Source organism: Brachybacterium sp. FME24 (assembly GCF_014897705.1).
Classification (GTDB): Bacteria; Actinomycetota; Actinomycetes; order Actinomycetales; family Dermabacteraceae; genus Brachybacterium.
In genome coordinates, this window is sequence record NZ_JABUXV010000010.1 from 1 (window position 1) to 20,473 (window position 20,473).

A 20,473-nucleotide genomic window follows, 5' to 3' on the forward strand; every position below is an offset into this window, starting at 1 on the left:
GGTTTCGATCAGTTCCCCACCGGAGAACTCCAGTGTCGTCATCACAGCCACCTCCCCACCCTCACGCATCCAGGCCGGGCCGCACGGTTCGAGGAACGACACTCACTCGCCGTGGAGTGCTTCTCGAACGGTTGCCCGATTATCCCTCTATTTTAGAATGCTAGTTCGTTGCGGGCAAGGGTTTCGTGGATTGTGGGGGAAATTGTGGATAACTCGCGGTGGGGAGGAAAGAAGCCGACCGCGAGCGAGGAGTGTCGGCTCCCTTGTCTGCTCGACGCTCCAACCGCCCGTCCACCTATCGGTCCGAGCACCCGAGCACCCAACTGCCCTTCTACCCCGATGCCCTACTGCCCCGCTGCCGCTGCCCGATCACGGACGCATCGGCCGCTCCTCGTCTCCGATCCAGAACCGCAGCTTCCCCTCGACCACGTTCTCCAGCTGTCCGCCGGCCGTCTCGATGGTGCGACGGGAGCCGACGTTGTGCTCATCGCAGGTGATGAGCACCGGGGCGATGCCGAGACCCCGAGCCTCCTGAAGACCGAGCGCCAGCGCTGCCGAGGCGATCCCCCGCCGGCGGGCGGACGGTCGCACGGAATAGCCGACGTGACCGCCCTGGTCGTACAGGAACCGGTTCAGGTCGTGACGGATCGCGAGGAATCCGAGAACCTCGTCGGACCCGTCGGCCGGGACGATCCAACGGCTGGTGCAGTGCACCCAGGGCTCCTCGAGCTCGGTGGCAGGATCCTCCTGGGCTAGACGTTCGGTCACGAACTCGATGAATTCGGCGTCGGAGACGGGCGGGGCGGTGAGGTCGACGATGCTCGCCCCATCCATCGCGGTACCGGCGAAGTCCGCCACGCAGTCGACGAAGGCGGCGTGCCGCGAGACGGACGGTGGAACGAGGCGGATCTCAGAGGGCATCGGCCCAGGATGCCAGGCCAGGTGAGCCTGCGTGGCCTCGGGCTCGCGAGAGCGCCGGTCGGCCACGGGTCGTCCATGGGTTCGTGTCAGCGCAGGTCGAGGACCCAGCGCTCGACGGTCCTGCTCGCCTCCGAAGGGTGACGCTCTTCCTGCCCCGTCGAGAGGGCCCCGAGTCCGCGGGCGATGGCGCGGGACGGCGCATTGTGCGGGGCGATGCGCAGGACGAGCCGGTCGATCCTGGCATCGGCGCGGGCCGCGTCCCCGAGCGCGGCGGCCAGCGATCTGCCGTGCCCTTGTCCGCGGTGCGGCGCGAGGATCCAATAGGTCATCGCGGCCTGGCCCGGCTCGAGGCCCGGCGCCACCCGGTTCAGTCCCCCGCCGCCGATCAGTGGCCCATCGTGGCCGACGAGCGCGGCGTACTCGCGGATCGGACCGTCTTCGCGCCACCGGGAGCAGCGGCTCAGGAATTCGCGAAGTGCGTCAGGATCCCAGCGTCGCCCGGTGATCTCCTGGGCGAGCGCCTCGTCCTGACCAGCCAGGATCGCGTCGGCATCGGCAGGATCAAGCGCGCGGAGCCGGATCACGGACGACGCTGCTTCCTCATCACGACGTCGCCGGGGGCTTGAGAGCCGAGCACCTGCCAGCCGTGGGCGGATGCGCCCCGCTCACTCCGTCTCCTGACCAGTCCGGCCGGCGAGGGCCTCTCGCACCGACGCCATGATCTCGACGTCGCTTCGTCCCTTCGCACGTGCCGCGGCGATGGGGTCGACGAAGAGGGCCGCCAGATCCGGGTCGCCGGTGCCACCGGATTCGCGGCCCGTGGCCGCGGCCGACACCTCGCTGGCGGCCACCGCACCCGGGGCGACCGTGGTGCCGGCGCCGCGACGCGTCACGATGATCTGCGACTCCTCGAGGAGCTTGTAGGCGCGGGCGACGGTGCCGGGGGCGAGGCCGAGGTCGCCGGCGTAGACACGGATGGCCGGCAGCCGGTCGCCCGGCACCAGTTCACCGGCGCGGACCTGCTCGACGATCTCGCGGCGTACCTGTTCGTAGGGAGGGGTCGGGGTGCTCATGTCGACAACGATAGGACTCATCGGCCCGCGCCCTGTGCCGCACGGTCGCATCCCCCGCCGGGATCAGCGCCGGAATCGGGCACAAGCCCCTCCCACCGCTCCAGCGGAAAGCGTGGCCGAACCGTGGAGGCCCTGCGCAGACGCCCAGGAGGGCAGGCGCGGCCCCGTAGCATCGACGTGTGTTCCCGGCTCCGCTTCCCCACGCTCCCACCCGCCGCCATCGCACTCTGGTGGCGGCGATTCTCGCCGCACTCCTGGGCACGCTCCTGCTGGGCACCACGCCGACCGCGCAGGCCGACGATCCTGACGATCCGGTACGTCTGGTCCTCACCACCTCCGGCCTGAACTGGGCGGACCTCTCCGCCGAGCGGACCCCGAACCTGCAGTGCCTGGCCGATCGCTCCGGCGCCGGGGCCATGAACACCACGTCCTCCTCGGTCGTCTCCACGGAGCGCCAGGGGTTGGAGACGCTGCACACCGGCTATCGCGGCCTCGCCGAGCAGGCACCGCGCACGGCAGGCATCCCCACTCCCCCGACCGATCAGTGGAAGCAGCTGCCCGTCGAGACCGCCGCCGTGGATGCCTCCTCGAACCCTGACGCGGTCACCGGCGACATCACCGACGCCCTCGCCTCGGACGAGATCCTCCAGGTCGACGCCGGCTCCGTGCCCGACCACGACGATCCCGCCCGTGACCAGGCGATCGAAGCCCTCGATGGCCGCGTCGGCACCGTCCTGGATGCGGCCGGCGGCTGCGACTCCGCGGCTCTCCCCCGCACCCTGCTCGTCTCCGTCGCCGCCACCGATCCGGAGGACCCCGACGAGGTGGAGCGCACCGGCGCCGTCGCCTCCCGCACCGTCGGCCTGCAGGTCGCGCTCGACACGGCCTTTCCCGGGCAGGCGCTGACCAGTGGCGCCACCAAGCAGAACGGCGTGGTGGTACTGACGGACGTACTGGCCACGATCTTGGACTCCTACGACGCCGAACCCGACGGTCTCATCCCCGGCCAGCCGATGCGCGGCACCGACCACGACGACCCCCAGCTGCTCGCCCTGGACCGTTCGCAGGCGGCCGCCACGGTCGACGCCGCGACTCTCCCCGCCCTCGGGTCCTGGCTCGCGCTCGGAGTGGTCGGCCTCGTGATCACGCTGGTCCCCGCGCTCGCGCGCCGCCCCCGTCTGGCCCTCGTGGGCCGTTCCCTCGCCATGATCGCGCCGCTCGCCCTGCCGGTGGGCCTGCTCGCCTCCGTGGTGCCGTGGTGGCGCGGGGAGCACGACGCCTGGGTCCTGACGGGGGTGGTCTGGGCGGGCTGCGCGATCCTGTCCGTCCTGGTGCTCGCCGGGCCGTGGCGCCGTCACCGGTTCGGTCCGCTCGGAGTCTCCGCCGCGCTGGTCGCCCTGCTGATCCTCGGAGAGTCAGTGACCGGCTCACGGTTCCAGCTGGGCTCACCGCTGGGCGCGCAGCCGATCTCCGGCGGCCGCTTCTACGGTCTGTCCAACCACCTGTACGGGATGGTGTTCGCCGGGGCGACGATGGCGCTGCTGTGCCTGTTCACCGTGCTGCGCACGCCCCGCGCCCGCGTGATGTGGACAGTCGCGGTGGGCGTGGTGGTCGCCGTCGTGAGCGTGGCCCCGTCGATGGGTGCGGACTTCGGGTCGATGCTCGCCACGATCCCCACCTTCGGTCTGCTGGCCCTGCTGGTCTCCGGCGTCCGCCCGCGGGTGTGGCACGTGATCGCGCTCTGCGCCGGCGGCGCGGTCGCAGTGCTCGGGGTCTCCTTCCTGGACTGGCTGCGGCCGCCCGAGGACCGCACCCACCTGGGCCGTTTCATCGACGAGCTGCTCAGCGGCGAGCTGTTCTCCGTGGTCGTCCGCAAGCTCGCGCAGAACGTCGCGATGACCACCGGATACTGGGCACTGGCCCTCGTGATGCTCCTGGCGGTGATCGCGTCGATCGCGATCCTGATGCCCCGGCGGATCCACTGGACCCGACTTGCCGAGCTCGATGCACAGCACCCTGCGGCGTACCGCGTGCGGCTCGCGCTCGTGGTCGGCACCTGGATCGGCTACGTCGTCAACGACACCGGCCCGGTGCTGGTCGCTGCGATCTTCGGGATCTGGGCGGCGTTCCTGCCCGTGGCTCTGCCTGCTCCGCGGCCGACGGGTGCAGTCGACGCCGATGGATCGCCCGTGGTCAGCGAGGCTCCAGCTCCTCGGTGATCCGGTGCAGCGTGCTGCGGCCCAGAGCGCTCATCTCCGGCAGCGTCTCGCGGTAGTACCAGACCAGGCCGATCGCCTGCTCGAAGGCCCATGCCTGCGCGCGACGCCATTCGAGCTCCTCGGCTCCGACGCGTTCCCGGAACAGCGCACGGGCGGGCGCTGCGAGCAGGTGCAGGCCCACGATCAGGTCGAGCGCGCTGTCGGCCGCACCGAAGCCCCCGGTGTCCAGGACCCCCACCAACCGGTCGCCCGCGACCAGGAGATTTCCGGGGATCAGATCCTTGTGGCTCATCGCGAGCCGTCCTGTCTCCGGGGATTCGCGCAGGTGCCGCCAGATCTCGCGCAGGCGCGGCACGTCGAGCAGAGCTTCGCTGCGCTCGAGGCACTCGGCCACCCAGTCGTCATGGTCGGTGAGCACTCCCCCGCGCCCGCTGCCGACGACGGTGGCCCCGGCAGTCTCCGCACCGCGCAGGGCGAGCACGAGGTCGGCGAGATCGGCCGCGAACCGCGGCGACTGCGCGAGTCCCTCCGGGGTCGCAACCTGCCCGGGCACCCAGGTCTGCAGGGCCCACGCGTGATCGATGCCGTGGCCCGGCGCACCGATACCGAGCGGCCGCGGGGACAGGATCGGGCTGAGGGCCGCGAAGGCCTCCTGGGCTGTCGCCTCCCGGTGCAGCTCCTGCTCGAGACCGACCTCGTCCGTCCCTCTCAGAGGGACGCGTGCCACCAGATCGGGGGCCGCGGGATCCGGGCCGACCGCGAAGATCGCGTTGACCGTCCCGTTGGTCTGCAGCGCGTGCACCTCGAGTCCGGCGTGCTGCGGGAACTGCTCGGCGAGGAGGCGCTGCACCATCTCCGGTGTGATCCGTCGCGGGGCCGGTGCCATACCTTCAGGCGTCGTCGTCGGCGTGAGGGACGTTCCCTGCGTCGACCGCGGCATGGACCACGAGCGAGGTGTACTCGTCGGGGTTCAGCGGCGGCCGGATCGAGGAGGGCAGCTCCGGTTCCGGGACCGCCAGGTGGGAGGCGATGATCACCGCGTGCTCAGGGCTGAAGGGCCCCTGGACGGGTGCGTCGTGCAGCCTCGCCGCGAGAGCCTCGAGGTCGACACCGGCCAGGTAGACGGCGTCGTCCGGCGCGAAAAGTCCGTCGACCGGCAGGTCACGCAGGCGACGACCCAGCGCCTCCGCGTCCAGGTCGCCGAGCGCACGCGTCTCGTCGTCGGAGAAAGCCCCGGCGACCGGGAGGGCGGCGAGCCGGTCCCGGCGACGATCCGCACGGTCCTGCGCGGAGTCGTCGTCCCGGGGCTCTGCGGGGGTGACGGGGCGGGTGGGGGCGGCATCGGGCGTGTCCGCAGTGGAGGGCTCGACGGCAGGTTCGCTCGTCTCCGGCTCGGCGGGGGCCTGGTCGCACTCAAGGGCCTGGTCGTACTCGGGAGTGTGGTCGTCGGAGGCATCCTGCTCGTCCGGGGCCGGCACCTCGACCTCTGGCGCGATCGGGGCCTCCACCACGTCGCCGTCGAGTTCACGCACGGCCTGCTGCTCCGGCGTCGCCTCCACGCGTTCGAACTCGTCCAGCGGCTCCTCCGGCAGGACATGGCGGCGGCGGGCCAGGGCCCGCACGACGTCACGCAGCTGCGCGGCGCGGTGCAGCTGGCCACTCAAGTTCCGCCCGGTAGCGCGGTGCTGAAGGTCCGCTTCGATCTCCTTGACCCAGAAGCCGCCGGTCAGCGCGTCGATCGTCAGCGAAGTCTCGACTCCCCAGCCCGCGGCGAGCGGCTGGCAGGCGTCCCAGGTCTCGCGGGTGATGCAGCGGGTGCCGGACAGCGGCTGAGTCGCGTCCCAGCCGGTGGCCCGCTGGATGCCGCGCCGCGCGGTGCCCACCACGATGCCCATGCCACCGGCGCCGGCCTGCCGGGGCAGCAGCGCGATCGCCATATCGACGCCCTCCCCGAGGACGGCGTCCACCAGAGGCTGCGCCGCGATGGCGGAGGCCTCCATGTCGGCGTCGAGGAACAGCAGGGCGCGCGGAATCGCGTCGTGACCGTCGATCACCGGCAGCGGGCCGGTGTGACCCGGCGAGCGCGGCTCGGCGTGGAGCTCCTCCGAGAAGCTCTCGCCGCCGTCGGCCCGTTCGGCGTCCTCGCGGATCTCGACCATCTGCGCACCCGTGGCCATGGCCGCGGCCTTGCCGCGATTGGTCTTGTGACGCACCACCAGGGCATCAGCTCCCATGGCGACGGCGGAGGTGGCATCGGAGGAGCCGTCGTCGACGACCACCACCAGGTCCACGCCCTGGATCGTGCGAGCGGCCCCGATGGTCGCCTCGATCCTCTCCGCCTCGTTCTTGGCGGGGATCACGACGGCCACACGCTCGGGGCGGTGCGCCGTCAGCGGCCCCGCGGTGCTCATCGCAGGGTCACCTGTCGGGCCACGATCCCGCCACGGGCCCGACGCTCGAGCGCGGTCAGCGGCTCCTGCGTGCTCAGCGCGTCCTCGAAGCGGGAACGGAACGACTCGGCCTCCGCTTCGACGCCCGCGACGCCGAAGCCCTTGGGCAGGTCCCACACCGGGATCGCAAGGCCCTCGGCGCGGAAGGAACCGACGTACTTGGTGCCCTCGCCGACGCCGGATTCACGACGGGCGTGCAGGCGGGTGACCGCATCGATCACGCGCTCCTCATCGGCATCGAGCACCCAGCGCAGATGCTCCTTGGGGCCGGCGTCGACCCAGTAGGCATGCGGGAGGCCCTCGACCGGGCGGGTCGGCATGATCGATTCGTTGGCCTCCTTGATCGACGAATCGATCTCGGCGGTACGGTTCGCGCTCGGGTCGAGCCAGAAATCGAAGGTGTCCTGCACCGTGATGGAGAAGTCGCCGGTCAGGTCGAGGATCTCCTGCAGCCGCGGGGCGTCGTCGTCGAGGGTCACCGAGGTGATCGGGTTGCCGGGCTCCAGCTCGAGCGCCAGCTTGATGGCCTGACCGATCCCGCGCGACAGATCCCCACCGGGGTACCCGGCCTGGATCCCGACGGTGATGGTGCCGTCGGTGCGACGCACGGCGGGCCACGCCATCGGCAGGATGGTCGCGAACTCGACGTCGACGGAGCCGTACTCGGCGGTGGTCTTCGCGGCCATGGTCGCCGCGGGGATCAGCTGGCGCATCGCCACCAGATCCTGTTCGTTCGGCAGCCCTTCGAACGGGCGAAGGACCAGGGCATCTCGCGAGGTGGAACTCATGAGGGCAAGTCTACCGATCTCAGGGCCCCTCCCGACGGACCTGGGCCATGCCGCGACGGGCGCGGCATGGCCCAGGAGTGCCAGGTCGGCTCATGGCGCGACCGGAGTCCGTGCTCCGGCTGCTGTGTCGCCGGGCGCGCGACGGGCGCTCAGCCCACGCCGGAGACCGGCCAGCGTCGCCGGACGCGCGGCGGCCACCGCCATGATCGCGACAACTCCCAGCAGGGCCATCACCGGGTACTGCCACACCAGCTGGTCCGAGAACCAGTACAGGGCGAGGGTCGCCGTCGAGGCGAGCGTCACCCAGGTCGTGCCGACGCCGAGCACGAGCAGCAGTCCCAGAGCGATCTCCAGCAGTGGAATGCCCGGGCCGAGCAGGACGCTGAAAGGCTCCATCACCGTCTGCGCGAACCAGACGAAGACTCCGGGGACACGGGGATTGTCGGCCGCGCCGTCGGCGACGAGAGCGATGTCGGCCGCCCCGAATCCCGCTCGCAGCTTGAACAGCCCTTCGGCGAGCCAGAGGGCACCGAGCAGCACTCTCGGAACCGCCGCAACCGCTGCCCATGCCCGCCCCGTCATGACAGTGGCGCGCTTCCGAACACGGCCTTGGCCTTGTCGCAGTGGACCACGACATGGTCGACCTGGGAGAGGTCCATCCCGTCGAGCGGGAAGCTCTGCTCCGCCTCGTCCCAGGCGACCTTCCCGAGCTCCGTGCCGGCAGTGACCGCTGCCTCGTCGTCCCCGGAGGTCAGGTACAGGTGCAGGTCGGGTCCCTCGTCGGAGCTGAACTCCGTGAGGGACAAGGTGTCCGCGTCGATGGTGACCATGCCCGAGACGGACTTGTCGTTCGCTCCGGCGAAGGCACCCTCTGACATCCCGGCGGCGTCCATGGGCTCGTCTTCCATGGGCTCGTCTTCCATGGGCTCCTCGTCCATGGGCTCCTCGTCCATGGGCTCCTCCTCCATGGGCTCCTCGCTCGTCATGGGCTCGTCGGAGCTGCAGGCGGCAAGGAAGGCGGTCAGGGAGAGGGCGCCGGCACCGAGCAGCGTGCGGCGGTGGAATCGGGTGATGGTCATGGGGGGCCTCCGTGGGGATGGTCATGCCGCGGGTCCGTCCCGCAGCACCCAGTGGACCCGTCGGTCGACCGCGTGCGACAGAAGGATGTCGAAGGCGTCAGCGAGATGACGGAACCGTAAGATCCACCGCCCGTCGGCGAGCATAGGCTGGCTCGCATGAGCAGCAGCGCCGCCCCGTCCGGGGCCCGGGTGATGGTCGTCGAGGATGACGCCGCCGTGCGCACCGTGGTGGGCGACTACCTCCGGGTCGCCGGCTACGAGGTGACCCCGTACAGCGTCGGGTCCGACGCGTGGGAGGCCGTGCGCTCACGCGCGCCGGATCTCATGGTCCTCGACCGCATGCTGCCCGGCCTCAGCGGCGATGAGCTGTGCCGCCGCGTGCGCAGCATCTCCGACCTGCCGATCCTGATGCTCACGGCGCTCAGCTCCGTGGACCACCGTATCGAGGGTCTCGAGCACGGGGCCGACGACTACCTGCCCAAGCCGTTCTCCCTGCGCGAGCTACAGCTGCGCGTCGAGGCGCTGCTGCGGCGCCGCCTTCCCGCGTCCGCTCCCCTCGAATTCACCATCGGGGCGTTCCGGGTCGATCCGGCACATCGTCGGCTCTGGATCGGGGCCGACGAGATCGCGCTCACCTCCCGGGAGTACGAGTTGTTCCTGTACCTCCTCGGACGCGACGGGCACGTCGTGCGGCGCGACGAGATCCTGCGCGAAGTATGGGGCTGGACCATCGGGGATGCCTCGACGGTGACGGTGCACGTGCGCCGGCTGCGCGAGAAGATCGAACCAGACCCCAGGACCCCGCGGTACCTGCGCACCGAGTGGGGCGCCGGCTATCGGCTCGACCCGGGGCTGACATGCTGAGCGCGGGAGACCTCCTGCTCATCGTCGTCACCACCGTGGTGTGCACGAGTGCGGTGACCGTGATCGCGTGGCTGGCCCTGCGCCGAAACCGCCGCGGATCGATCGCCTCGCAGACGGTGATCGTGGTCGCCGCCGCCGTCGCCTCGATCGCCCTCACGACGATCGCCGTCCTGGTGGAGATGTACTTCTCCGCGCACGACGTCATCGTCCTGGTCTGGGTCATGGGGGTCTCCGGATTCATGAGCCTGCTCGCCGCGTGGCTCCTGATCACACGGCAGGTGCGGGCATCGGTCACCTCCGTGTCCTCCTCCGCTCGGCGCCTCGGCGATGGGGCCGTCGTCGAGGCCGTCCCGACGAGCTGGAAAGAGTTCGAGGAGATCTCCGGCGAGCTCGCCGAGACCTCGCGGAAGCTGGCCGCGGCGCGCGAGGAGATCGAGTCCCTCGATGCCTCGCGGCGTCAGTACGTGGCCTGGATCTCGCATGACCTGCGCACTCCGCTCGCCGGGCTGCAGGCGATGGCGGAAGCGCTCGAGGCGGGGATCGGCGAGGATCCCACCCGGTACGTCCGCGGAATCCGAGGGCGGGTGGACACCCTGAACGCCATGGTCGAAGACCTCTTCGAGCTCTCGCTGATCCAATCGGGAACCCTCCGGCTCCGACGCGAGACCGTCGAGCTGCTGGACCTCGTCTCCGACGCGGTGGCCGACGTCATGCCCGTCGCCGAGAGTCGTGGCATCACCATCGTCCCCCGCGGGGTCGAGGGCAGGGTGCTGCACGCAGATCCACGTGAGCTCACCCGCGCCCTCGCGAACCTGCTGAGCAACGGCGTGCGCCATTCCCCCGACGGCGGCGAGATCATCGTCTCCGCCGACCTCCTCGACGGTGACCGGCTGGTGCTGAGCGTGCTGGACCAGGGCCCGGGCGTCTCGAGCGAGGAGCTGGCGCACATCTTCGAGGTCGGTTGGCGCGCGGACGCCGCCCGCCCGGCCCGGGAGCTCGGTGACGGGAGCACTGGTGCCGGGCTCGGACTCGCGATCGTGCGCGGGATCGCCGAGGCGCATGGCGGCGCCGTTGGCGCAGAACGGGTGCCCGAGGGATTCCGCCTCGATCTGATCCTCCCGGCGTGACCCGGCTTCTCCCTTCGGGCCCGGGCGTCACCCGGCCCGCAGCGCCTGCTCCAACGTGATCAGGTCCTCCGGATCCATGGGTCGGCCATGACCGGGCCGCGGGTCGGCCGGACGGCGCGTGAGGTGGACCGGCACGGTCTCCAGGCCCAGTCGCAGTGCCGCCGCGAGGCGATGGTTGCCGTCGATCGTCGCGAACTGCTGGTTGAAAGCCAGATCGATCGGGGTGAGCAGGCCGTCGCGACCGATCTGCGTGGTGAGCTGGTCGAGATGCGACGGGGTATCCAGAGTCGCGGTCCCGACGATCTCTCGGTCCACGGCCCGGTACCGGGCCACGAGCTCGGTGGGCAGCTCGACGGGTTCCTGGTCCATGGGTGCCGCGCGGCGCTCCATGAGCAGCTCGGCATCGTCGTCCGGATTGCGGCCGACGACACCGAACCCGCACCGTGCGTAGAGACGTCGGGCGGGAATGTTCGTCTCGATCACCGCAAGGCGCAGGCGGGTCTCGGGATGGTGCGAGGCGAGCCAGTCGACGGCCGTGGCGATGAGTGCATGCCCGGTGCCGCTCCCCCGTGCTTCCGGGGCGACCCACATCGAGATCAGTTCCGGGAGGGCTTCGGGACCGTCCGAGAACATGAGTCGGGCCATGCCCGCGGGCGCGCCGCCCACCTCCGCGACGAACGAGACCATCGGCGCGCTGACACCGTCGCGCCAATGGCCCTCGGTGTCCCGGGCGCGCACCTCGGCCAGGGTGCTGGCGAAGGCCCAGGGTGCGTCGGCGAGGGCGCGCAGCCGCAGCTCGCGCCAGATGCGCCAGTCGTCCGGGTTCAGGAGGCTCACAGGTGTCATGCCGCCAGGTTCCCACCCGACACCGCAGGCCACAATCCCGCTCTGCCGGCGATCGGGTGGCGCCTGGTGAGCAGGCAGCGCCGTAGGGGGGGCGAGGGTGCTCGCCTGACGCCACCGGATACGTCGGCCCGGTACCGCGCCGCAGCTCACGGAGGCGTCGAGCGGGTGGGCCGGGCCGGCCTCGGTCAGAGCACCGGGGCGAGCCGACCGCGGCAGCTCACGGGTGCGTGCCGACCTCTATCAGCTCTCGGGCGCACTCCTCCAGGTCCCGCGGCACTGCCCCGTCGAGCATGTGCAGGGCGAAGTCCTGGCTGAGTCGCTCGAAGAAGTAGGTGCCGCGCACGGAGTTGCCGTGCTGGTCGAGCTGCGGGGCATAGCTGGCGATGCCGAAGCGGGAGGGCAGTGCAGCGATGATCCCCCCGCCCACGCCGGACTTCGCGGGCAGGCCCACGTCACTGACCCAGTCCCCGGCGTTGTCGTACATCCCGCAGGTGAGCATCACCGAGAGCACCTGGCGGGCGGCGACGCGGGAGAACACCTTCTCGCCGGTCAAGGGGTTGGTGCCGCCGGAGGCGAGGGTCGCGGCCATCACCGCGAGGTCGGTGACGGTGGTGAGCACCGCGCAGCCCTCGATGTACCCGCCGACCACTTCGGCGGCGTCCTCGCTCATCGAACCGGCCGCGCGCAGCATGTACGCGAGCGCGAGATTGCGGTCGGCCATGGTCAGCTCTTCGTCACGGGTCGCACTGTGCAGCTGAAGGGGGCGGCCGGCGGCGGCGTCCAGCACATCGCGCAGTCGCTGCGTGCGCTCGGCCTGGGTAGGACCCAGCATCGCGTGGCTGCGGATAGCACCGATGTTGACCAGCGGGTTCTTGGGCTTCTTGGAGTGCGCGTCGATGCTGAGGGCGTTGAACTCCTCCCCCGTCGGCTCCTCGTCGACCACGGAATCCACGTAGTCCATCCCGTGCAGGTCGATCGCTGCCCCGTAGGCGAAGGCCTTGGAGATCGACTGCACCGGGAAGGCGTGATCGGTGCCGGCGGAGGTGATCTGCCCGTCGATCGTGCAGACCGCGACGCCGAGATGATCCTCGCGCGCCCCGGAGAGATAGGAGAGGTCGGGGATGCCTCCGCCCGCCTCGGCGTCGCCGGAGATCCCGCGATCAGGAAGGACCGCATCAGGCGTCTCCGGCGCCGTCGCCGTGGACAGGGCGATGGAGAGGCGGTCGAGGTACGTGGTCAGTGCGCTCGTCACGATCCTGACCGTACAGGCCGCAGCCTCACGGCGTGAGAAGGCATCTCGCCCGCTCCGACCTCGCGGGATACCGTGAGGCATGACCGTCGCTCCGCTGCTCGACACCGATGTCGTCGCCCGCCATGCCCTCGCGCACGATGCCTCCCACTATCTGCTGCTGCCCGAGGCGGTCACCGCCCCGACGGACGAGGCCTCTGTCGTGGCCCTCCTGCGGCAGGCGATGCGCGAGAGACGCCCGCTGACGTTCCGCTCCGGCGGCACCAGCCTGTCCGGTCAGGCGCAGTCCGACGCGGTCCTGGCGGACGTGCGCACCCATTTCCGCAGCGTCGAGGTGCTCGACGGCGGCGATCGCGTGCGCGTCGGCCCCGGGGCGACGCTGCGCCAGGTCAACGCGCACCTGCTGCGACACATGCGTCGACTCGGACCGGATCCGGCTTCGGAGATCGCCTGCACCATCGGCGGCGTGATCGCCAACAACTCCTCCGGCATGGCCGCGGGGATCGCCGAGAACTCCTACCGCACGCTGGAATCGCTGCGATTCGTCCTGCCCAGCGGCACGATCGTCGACACGTCTCTTCCCGGCGCCGACGCCCGCCTGCGCCACGACGAGCCCGCGCTGCACGAGGGCCTGGTGCGCCTCATGCGCCGGGTGCGGGACGACGCCGAGGCCACGCGCGTGATCCGGGAGCGCTTCGCGCTGAAGAACACCATGGGGTACGGCATCAACGCCCTGCTGGACTTCGAGACCCCGGCCGACGTGCTCGCCCACCTGGTCGTCGGCTCCGAAGGCACCCTCGCCTTCGTCTCCTCGGCGGTGTTCCGCACCGTGGCCATCCAGAAGCACATCACCACCGGACTCCTGGTCCTGCCCTCTCTGCAGGCCGCGACCGCCGCGCTGCCCGAGGTGGTGGGCGCGGGGTTCGCGACCGCCGAGCTGATGGATGCCCGCTCGCTGGTGGTCGCCCAGGGCCTGACCGGGGCGCCCGAGGAGGTTCTGGGCCTGGACGTCGAGACGCACGCCGCGCTGCTGGTCGAGCACCGCAGCGACGACCCCGCCGAGCTCGCGCAGAAGGCGGCCGACGCCACCGCTCTGGCGGGTGGGCTCGGCCTGTCCGTGCCGCTCGAGATGACGACCGATGCCGCACGCCGCGCGGCGATGTGGACCACCCGCAAGGGCCTGTACGCCGCGATCGCCGGCGCCCGCCCGGCCGGTTCGACCGCCCTGCTGGAGGACGTCGCGGTGCCGGTGCCGGAGCTCGAGGCCACCTGTCGCGGCCTGCAGGAGCTGTTCGACCGGCACGAGTACGACGAGTCGGTGATCTTCGGTCATGCCAAGGACGGCAACATCCACTTCCTGCTCAACGAGCACCTCGGAGAGTCCTCGACGCGGCTGGAGGCGTTCACGCAGGACATGGCCGAGCTGGTGCTCGGGCACGGCGGCAATCTCAAGGCCGAGCACGGTACCGGGCGGGTCATGGCCCCGTTCGTCGAGCGCCAGTACGGGCCGCAGCTGTACCAGGTGATGCGGGAGATCAAGGCCCTGGTCGACCCTGCCGGGATCCTCAATCCGGGCGTGGTGCTGACCGACGACCCGTCGGCCCACATGCGCGATCTGAAGCCCGTCACCGACATCGAGGAGGAGGCGGACCGCTGCGTGGAGTGCGGCTACTGCGAGCCGGTGTGCCCCAGCAAGGACCTCACCCTCACCCCGCGTCAGCGCATCGTGCTGCGGCGCGATGCGAAGCTCGCCGAGCAGCGCGGGGACCTCGCCACGGCGCGCGCGATCCGGGAGGGGTACGAGTACCAGGGCCTGCAGACCTGCGCGGTCGACGGGATGTGCGTGACCGCCTGCCCCGTGGACATCAACACTGGTGATCTGGTGCGCCGACTGCGCTCGGAGGACGCGGGCGCGGCCTCGAACTCGGGCTGGGGCGCCGCTGCCGAGCACTGGGACCCGCTCACGCGCGGGGCCTCGGCGGCGATGAGTGTCGCCGGAATGATGCCGCAGGTGCTGCCCCGGGCGGCGACGGATGTGGCCCGCGCCGTGCTCGGCGCCGAGGTGGTGCCGCAGTACCGCAGCGAACTTCCCCGCCGAGGCGGGTCGGTGCGCCGGGCCGGTGGGCGCGGTCGTGCGTCGGCCGACGTCAGCGCCGTGTACCTGCCGGCCTGCGTGCACACCATGTTCGGCGCCGCCGAGGAGCCGCGCGGCGCGAGCGGCGCAGGCTGCGGGGGGAACTGCAGCTGCAGTGGGGAGGCAAGCGCGCCTCCCAGCAGCGCCACCGGCGTCCCGACCTCGCTGAACCTGCTCGCCCAGCGCGCCGGAATGCGTCTGGCCGTGCCGGACGACGCCGCGTCGCTGTGCTGCGGGACCCCTTTCTCCTCGAAGGGCATGACCGGCGCCAAGCAGCAGATGCGCGAGCGGGTGCGCACCGCCCTGCTCGCGGCGAGCCACGGCGGTGAGCTGCCCGTGATCGTCGATGCCGCGAGCTGCACCGAAGGCATCCTTGAAGCGATGGAGGGCACGGACGTCGAGGTCCTCGACGCGATCACGTTCGTGCGCCGCCACCTGCTGCCGCGCCTGGAGGTCACCGGGCGCACCGACTCGGTCACCGTGCATCCCACCTGCTCGACCACGCATCTGGGCGCCACCGCGGACCTGGTCGCGATCGCCGAGGCCTGCGCGAGGGACGTGGTGGTGCCGGTGGAGTGGGGCTGCTGCGGCTATGCGGGTGACCGCGGCATGCTGCACCCGGAGCTGACCGCCTCGGCCACCGCAGCGGAAGCGGCAGAGGTGGCCCAGCGCGAGACGGACTGGTACGTGAGCGCGAATCGCACCTGCGAGCTCGGCATGGAGGCCGCGACCGGGAAGGCGTACCGCCACGTGCTGGAGCTGCTGGAGGCCGTGACACGCTGACAATCTGGGCTATATACTCACTTATATAACGAGAGGGGCTCGTGATGGCTGTGACCAGCGTCAACCTTGACCCGGAACTGATCGAACGCGCCCGGGCGCTGACCGGCGAGAGTTCGAACCGCGCCGTTCTCGATCTCGCACTGCGACGCCTCATCGCGTCGAAGCAGAAGAACGCGATGGTCGACGGGATCGCCGCGCTGGATGACCTGGAGGCGGAGCTCGGTGCGCCGGTCGAGCCCCACACCCAGCATCGGGCTCCGTGACCGATTTCCTCGTCGACAACTCCGTCTGGGCGAGACTGGCGTCGGGCGACCCGCGCATCACCGCGCGGCTGCGCCGCATCGCACAAGCACCGGCTGACCTCTTCGTGACCTGCCCACCGCAGGTGCTGGAGTTCTGCCACAGTGCGCGGACCCCCGATGAGCATGCGCGCCACCGCGAGCAGATCTCCCTCGGATTCCCGCTGGAACGGGCGCCCGACGAGTCGCTGGTGCTCGACATTCAAAGCGCGCTGTGGAGCGCGGGTCTCGTCCGTGCGGCAGGCTCCCTCGACATCCTCATCGCGGGCTACGCCCTCGTCAATGACGCGACCGTGCTGGCCGCGGACCACGACTTCGATCACATCGCGGCGGTGACTGCTCTGCAGCACGAGTACATCCAGCCGGCGGCATGAGCGAGGTCGGCCGGCAAGTGCTGGAGCTGCTGACGGCCATCGCGCGCTGAGCACGGGCCTGCTGAGGGCCGATCATTCGGCCGCGAGGGACGTCCGCACCGGTGCATGCAGCGCCCGGAACGACGGGACGACGAGGGCGGCGACGAGGACCACCATCGTGACAGCCGTCGCCACCGCAAGCTCGGTCCAGGGCAGGATGAACCGCACCGGAAGACCGTCGACCGCTGCGGCCCGCGAGACGACCCCGGTGGACAGCACGGTCGCAGTGATGCCGATCAGCGTCGAGGCTCCCGTAAGCAAGACGCCCTCGACGCCCGCCACGTACAGGATCTGCGCCGGCGTCATCCCCGCTGTGCGCAGCACCGCGACCTCCCGCCGGCGATCCCCCGCGCTCAGCGCCAGCACACAGGCACCGCCGACCACGCAGAGCAGACCGATCACGCCGCAGATGACGTACGTGTCCAGGAGGTTGTACTCGTCGTGCGATCCCAGAGCACGCACGATGGCTTCACTGGTCCGCGCCATGCCGGTGATCGCGCCCAGGACCCCCGACCCGCAGGCGAGGGCCACGACGGTCGAGCCGCTGACATGGGCCCGGGCCACGGCGCTGTTGCGCGCGAGTGCCCACACAGCCCCGGGAACCGGAAGCACGTGGGAGATCGCCGAGACCAGGGCAGGCACCAGGACGCGTGCCCCGACCCCGGCCACCACCAGCACCAGGACCGCCAGACCTAGCCCCGCAGTGAGGGCCTCCCCATGATCGATGCCCGGCGGTCTCCGATAGACCGGCACGGAGATCGCAACCAGGGCGCAAAGCCCTGCGCCCGCTCCCACCCACCGTCGGATCCCGATCCGGCCGGATGCCTCCGCGTCACTGCGCACGGCGCGGATCGCCGGAACCCGGGCTCCTCGCAGCGCCGGCAGCAGGCCCGCGATCACCACGATCGCGGGCGGGGCCAGCAGAGCAACGAGCAGTGCCTGCGGTGTCGGGTCAACAGCGACCTCCGCGAGCGCGGGCAGGATCCACCTGTTGAGGAGCTCCGACAGCCGACCCCCGAGGATTGCCGTCGCGGTCGCTCCAGCCGCGCCACCGAGCAGTGCCACGATGGCGAGCTGGAACATCACGAAGGAGGCGAGCAGGGCGGGGGATGCGCCCGCCAGGCGCCATCGGGCGAGGTCGCGCGCCATGGTCGCTACCGCTGCGGATGACACCGACGCGAGGACGATCACGGCCACCGGGATGATCATCACGGAGATGCTGAGACCCACGCTCGATACGTGATCGGCGCCCAGACCTTCGCGGCGAAGCACCGCCTGGATCTCCGGGTTCGATGCGTCGGTGCCGAGCGATTGGACCAGGCAGACGCCGACCAGTACCGAGACGAGTGAGGAGACGAGCACAGGGGCCCACCATGCCGCTTTCGCGGCCAGGATCCCTCGAAGCGCCGCGCGGATCATCGCCGCCCCTCGTCCACGAGCCCGGCCAGTACCTGCGCCGAGGTGTGACCATGCTCGGCTCGGATCCGGCCGTCCTGCAGCAGCACCACTCGGTCCGCGAGCGCCGCGGCGTCGAGATCATGGGTGACCAGGACGACCGCGGCACCTTCATCGGCCCGGGCTCTGAGCTCGCCCATCACCACCGCCGATGCAGCCGAGTCGAGAGCACCCGTCGGCTCGTCCGCGAAAACGACCGCCGGCCGCCCGGCAAGAACCCGCGCCAGGGCCGTGCGCTGCTGCTGCCCACCGGAGAGTCGGGAGGCGACGGTCAAGGCGTGGTCGGTGAGCCCGAGCTCCGCCAGTGCGGCATCCGCCCGCGACAGCGCGCCCCGACGACGGCCGAGCAGACCCGGCAGAGCCGCGTTGCGCCGTGCGGAGAGGTACGGGACCAGGTTGTAGTCCTGAAACACGAAACCCACCTGACCTCGGTAGAGGCGCGCCATCCGGCCCGGTCGCCCGCGCGAGGGTTCCACGCCGAGGAGGTCGACCACGCCGCTGCTCGGCCTCTCCAGGCCGGAAAGGCAGAACAGGAGTGTCGACTTCCCGGATCCGCTCGGGCCGATGATCGCCGTCAGCGTCGCGGCCTCGATCTCGAGGTCCACGTCATCCAGGACCGTCCGGGCGTCGGTGCCGCGTCCGTAGTTCATGGTGAGAGAGCGCGCGGTGACGAGCGGCGCGCCCCGCACGCCGCCGCAGGGGTCCGGGCAGGTATCCGATGTCATGTCTCGATCCCACACGCACCGGACCCGTGCCGGAATGGTCATGCGGCTCCGGTTCCGGGGGCATTCGGTTCCTCGAAGGGTGGGCAGATGCCTACCCCATCGGACTCCGCGCCGCCGTAAGGTCAGTCTGTGCCCCGCCTCGACCCCGCCGCTCTGCGCCATCCGCTGCACCTGCTGCGCACGCGGGCACCGTGGACCGCTCTGGTGTACCTGGTCCTCGAAGCGCTCGCCGGGATCGTGTCGATCGGTTCGTGGTTCACGATCCTGCTCATCCCTGCGTGGCTGCTCACGTGGCCTCGCCTCGAGCAGCGTCTCCTCCCTCTGGCCGGCAGGGCATCGCCGCGGGTCATCCGGCGCCGAGGCGAGATGCGCTGGCAGGACATCGTGCTGGTGCTCCTCACCGCGGTCATGGCTGTGGCTGCATTCTTCGTCGGCATCGTCGTGGTCGTCCTGCTCGGGACGCTGTTCGCCACACCCGTCGCGGTCCTCTCCGGCCGGGACGTGACGCTGGGGAACGCCGACCAGGTGCTGCCGGCAGTTCCCGCCGCCCTGGTGGCCCCGGTCCTCGGACTCGCTGTGCTGGCTCTCGTCCTGTGGGGCGCGACGGCGCTCGCCTACGGCTGGTCGGGGCTCAGCCTCGCCCTGCTCCGTGACGAAGAAAGCCGACTCGCCGCTCAGGTCGAGGCACTCGGCGACATGTCGGTCCAACGCGAGGACGTCGTCGCGCTGGAGCGTCGAGCCCTCGAACGCGATCTGCACGACGGCGCACAGATGCACCTCAGCGCGGCCGGCCTGCGCCTGGCGCTACTGCAGCTCGATGCGGAGCAGCTCCCCGCAGGAGGGCCCCAGGACCGGGTCCTCGCCGGGCTGGACGAGGTCCGCGAGCAGCTCGACCTGGGCGGGCAATCCGTCCGCGACGCCGCGAGAGGTCTCGTTCCGACAGTCCTGCGCGATGGCGGGCTCGAGGCTGCACTGGAGGAACTCGCCCGCGCCCTGCCCCTGAAGACCGAGTTGGAGTGCACCGTGCCCCGCCTACCCGAGGCCGTGGAGCACGGCGTGCACCTCATCGCCCGAGAGGCGCTGACGAACATCGTGCGACACTCCGGCGCAGAGCATGTCCTGATCCACGGCACGCTCACCAGCGGGTCGGCGGACGACACGGCGCCGACCCTTCTCCTCGAGATCACGGACGATGGACACGGTGGCGCCGCTCCCACCGGCACCGGACTCATCAGCATGCGGGCTCGGGCGAGGAATCTGGGCGGCACCCTCGACCTCGACAGCCCGGACGGCGGGCCGACGATGCTGCGACTGCAGGTACCGGCGAACACGGGAGGAGGCGAGGGGCGATGAGGATCCTGCTCGCCGAAGACGCCGCCCTCCTGCGCGACGGCCTGGTCGCGCTCCTGGAGCGTGCCGGGCACGAGGTGGTCGCGGCCGTTTCCACGGCCACCGAACTTGAGGTCGAGGCGTCGACGCTGATCCCTGCGGGCGCAGTGGATCTCGTACTGACCGACGTGCGCATGCCTCCGGGGCACGGCGACGACGGCTTGCGGGCCGCGCTGCAGATCCGTCGGAACCATCCGTCGATGCCGATCATCGTCCTCTCCCAATACATCGAGCAGCGGTATGCCAGGGCCCTCCTCGGCCTCACGGACAGCTCGGGGCCGACCTCGGAGAGGGCCGGACTGGGGTACCTGCTCAAGGACCGGGTGTCGCGGGTCCACGACTTCCTGGACGCCCTGGAGGTCGTGCGCGGTGGCGGCATCGTGGTCGACCCGCTCGTGGTCACCGCGCTGATGCGCCGCGAGACGAGCGCGCTGTCGCAGCTGAGTGCACGGGAGCTGGAAGTACTCGAGCTGGTCTCCCAGGGAAAGACGAACGACCAGATCTCCGTGCGGCTCCACCTCTCCCGCGGCGCGGTCGTCAAGCACGTCAGCGCGGCCTTCGACAAGCTGGGGATCTCGGAGCAGGACGGCAACCGACGCGTCTTGGCGGTGATCGCCTTCCTGCGCGAGCAGCCGTCGGCGGACTGAGTCTTCAACAGG

At 70.9% G+C, this 20,473-nt stretch carries 20 protein-coding genes; 8 read left to right on the forward strand and 12 right to left on the reverse strand.

From position 1 onward, the window contains the following. Positions 1-369: 369 nt before the first annotated feature. The 3 genes from INT51_RS12395 to INT51_RS12405 form a co-directional block, all read right to left on the reverse strand. A complete protein-coding gene (locus INT51_RS12395; protein WP_193105629.1) occupies positions 370-921 on the reverse strand; it encodes a GNAT family N-acetyltransferase in 552 nt (183 codons plus the stop codon). 86 nt (positions 922-1,007) lie between these two features. Beyond that, entirely contained in the window at positions 1,008-1,505 is a 498-nt protein-coding gene (locus INT51_RS12400; protein ID WP_193105630.1) for a GNAT family N-acetyltransferase, read from the reverse strand. A gap of 81 nt (positions 1,506-1,586) precedes the next feature. Further along, entirely contained in the window at positions 1,587-1,994 is a 408-nt protein-coding gene (locus INT51_RS12405) for a GntR family transcriptional regulator (protein ID WP_193105631.1), read from the reverse strand. A gap of 179 nt (positions 1,995-2,173) precedes the next feature. Between INT51_RS12405 and INT51_RS12410 the strand changes: the two genes are divergently transcribed. Further along, positions 2,174-4,213: a hypothetical protein gene (locus INT51_RS12410; protein WP_304502178.1), complete on the forward strand. Its 2,040-nt coding sequence runs from the start codon at positions 2,174-2,176 to the stop codon at positions 4,211-4,213. On the opposite strand, the gene INT51_RS12415 is transcribed toward INT51_RS12410, so the two are convergent. The 5 genes from INT51_RS12415 to INT51_RS12435 all read right to left on the reverse strand — a co-directional run bounded on the left by INT51_RS12415 (position 4,188) and on the right by INT51_RS12435 (position 8,530). Then, positions 4,188-5,099, reverse strand: coding sequence for a phosphotransferase (locus INT51_RS12415; protein ID WP_193105632.1), 912 nt, complete (start codon positions 5,097-5,099; stop codon positions 4,188-4,190). The two genes, INT51_RS12410 and INT51_RS12415, sit on opposite strands and share 26 nt — an antisense overlap. A 4-nt stretch (positions 5,100-5,103) precedes the next feature. After that, the gene (locus tag INT51_RS12420; protein WP_193105633.1) at positions 5,104-6,624 is read right to left on the reverse strand and encodes a glycosyltransferase; all 1,521 of its coding nucleotides are present in this window, start codon (positions 6,622-6,624) and stop codon (positions 5,104-5,106) included. Continuing rightward, positions 6,621-7,451, reverse strand: a complete 831-nt coding sequence (locus INT51_RS12425) for a DUF5926 family protein (RefSeq protein WP_193105634.1) — start codon at positions 7,449-7,451, stop codon at positions 6,621-6,623. Before INT51_RS12425 ends, INT51_RS12420 begins: the two co-directional genes overlap by 4 nt. Before the next feature lie 90 nt (positions 7,452-7,541). Next, positions 7,542-7,991 (reverse strand): hypothetical protein, encoded by a 450-nt coding sequence (locus INT51_RS12430; RefSeq protein ID WP_304502179.1) that lies wholly within the window; start codon positions 7,989-7,991, stop codon positions 7,542-7,544. Positions 7,992-8,029: 38 nt separating this feature from the next. Further along, on the reverse strand, positions 8,030-8,530 hold the full coding sequence (locus INT51_RS12435) for a DM13 domain-containing protein (protein WP_226832331.1): 501 nt from the start codon (positions 8,528-8,530) through the stop codon (positions 8,030-8,032). 156 nt (positions 8,531-8,686) lie between these two features. On the opposite strand from INT51_RS12435, the gene INT51_RS12440 reads away from it, so the two are divergent. Together INT51_RS12440 and INT51_RS12445 are read left to right on the forward strand one after the other, a co-directional pair. Next, positions 8,687-9,394, forward strand: a complete 708-nt coding sequence (locus INT51_RS12440) for a response regulator transcription factor (RefSeq protein WP_226832333.1) — start codon at positions 8,687-8,689, stop codon at positions 9,392-9,394. Then, positions 9,388-10,521 carry a sensor histidine kinase KdpD gene (locus INT51_RS12445; protein WP_193105636.1) on the forward strand — a complete coding sequence of 378 codons (1,134 nt, stop codon included), beginning with the start codon at positions 9,388-9,390 and terminating at the stop codon, positions 10,519-10,521. The genes INT51_RS12440 and INT51_RS12445 overlap by 7 nt, the downstream gene beginning before the upstream one ends. Positions 10,522-10,548: 27 nt before the next feature. Here INT51_RS12445 and INT51_RS12450 read toward each other — a convergent pair whose 3' ends face one another. Continuing rightward, positions 10,549-11,367, reverse strand: a complete 819-nt coding sequence (locus INT51_RS12450; RefSeq protein ID WP_193105637.1) for a GNAT family N-acetyltransferase — start codon at positions 11,365-11,367, stop codon at positions 10,549-10,551. 217 nt (positions 11,368-11,584) lie between these two features. Then, positions 11,585-12,619: a glutaminase A gene (gene glsA, locus INT51_RS12455; protein ID WP_193105638.1), complete on the reverse strand. Its 1,035-nt coding sequence runs from the start codon at positions 12,617-12,619 to the stop codon at positions 11,585-11,587. A gap of 79 nt (positions 12,620-12,698) precedes the next feature. Between glsA and INT51_RS12460 the strand changes: the two genes are divergently transcribed. From INT51_RS12460 to INT51_RS12470, 3 genes are read left to right on the forward strand one after another with little or no spacing between them, the layout of a single operon-like run. Then, the gene (locus tag INT51_RS12460; RefSeq protein WP_193105639.1) at positions 12,699-15,533 is read left to right on the forward strand and encodes an FAD-binding and (Fe-S)-binding domain-containing protein; all 2,835 of its coding nucleotides are present in this window, start codon (positions 12,699-12,701) and stop codon (positions 15,531-15,533) included. A gap of 44 nt (positions 15,534-15,577) precedes the next feature. Then, a complete protein-coding gene (locus tag INT51_RS12465) occupies positions 15,578-15,796 on the forward strand; it encodes a type II toxin-antitoxin system VapB family antitoxin (protein ID WP_193105640.1) in 219 nt (72 codons plus the stop codon). Then, positions 15,793-16,206: a PIN domain-containing protein gene (locus INT51_RS12470; protein ID WP_193105641.1), complete on the forward strand. Its 414-nt coding sequence runs from the start codon at positions 15,793-15,795 to the stop codon at positions 16,204-16,206. The genes INT51_RS12465 and INT51_RS12470 overlap by 4 nt, the downstream gene beginning before the upstream one ends. Positions 16,207-16,278: 72 nt before the next feature. Here the strand turns inward: INT51_RS12470 and INT51_RS12475 are convergent, their stop codons facing one another. Next, positions 16,279-17,664 (reverse strand): FtsX-like permease family protein, encoded by a 1,386-nt coding sequence (locus INT51_RS12475; RefSeq protein ID WP_193105642.1) that lies wholly within the window; start codon positions 17,662-17,664, stop codon positions 16,279-16,281. Beyond that, on the reverse strand, positions 17,661-18,425 hold the full coding sequence (locus tag INT51_RS12480; RefSeq protein ID WP_193105643.1) for an ABC transporter ATP-binding protein: 765 nt from the start codon (positions 18,423-18,425) through the stop codon (positions 17,661-17,663). The genes INT51_RS12475 and INT51_RS12480 overlap by 4 nt, the downstream gene beginning before the upstream one ends. A gap of 129 nt (positions 18,426-18,554) precedes the next feature. Here INT51_RS12480 and INT51_RS22705 point away from each other — a divergent pair, with 129 nt between their 5' ends. Beyond that, positions 18,555-19,778, forward strand: a complete 1,224-nt coding sequence (locus INT51_RS22705) for a sensor histidine kinase (RefSeq protein ID WP_193105644.1) — start codon at positions 18,555-18,557, stop codon at positions 19,776-19,778. Then, entirely contained in the window at positions 19,775-20,461 is a 687-nt protein-coding gene (locus tag INT51_RS12490; RefSeq protein WP_193105645.1) for a response regulator transcription factor, read from the forward strand. Before INT51_RS22705 ends, INT51_RS12490 begins: the two co-directional genes overlap by 4 nt. The last annotated feature ends 12 nt before the right edge of the window (positions 20,462-20,473 follow it).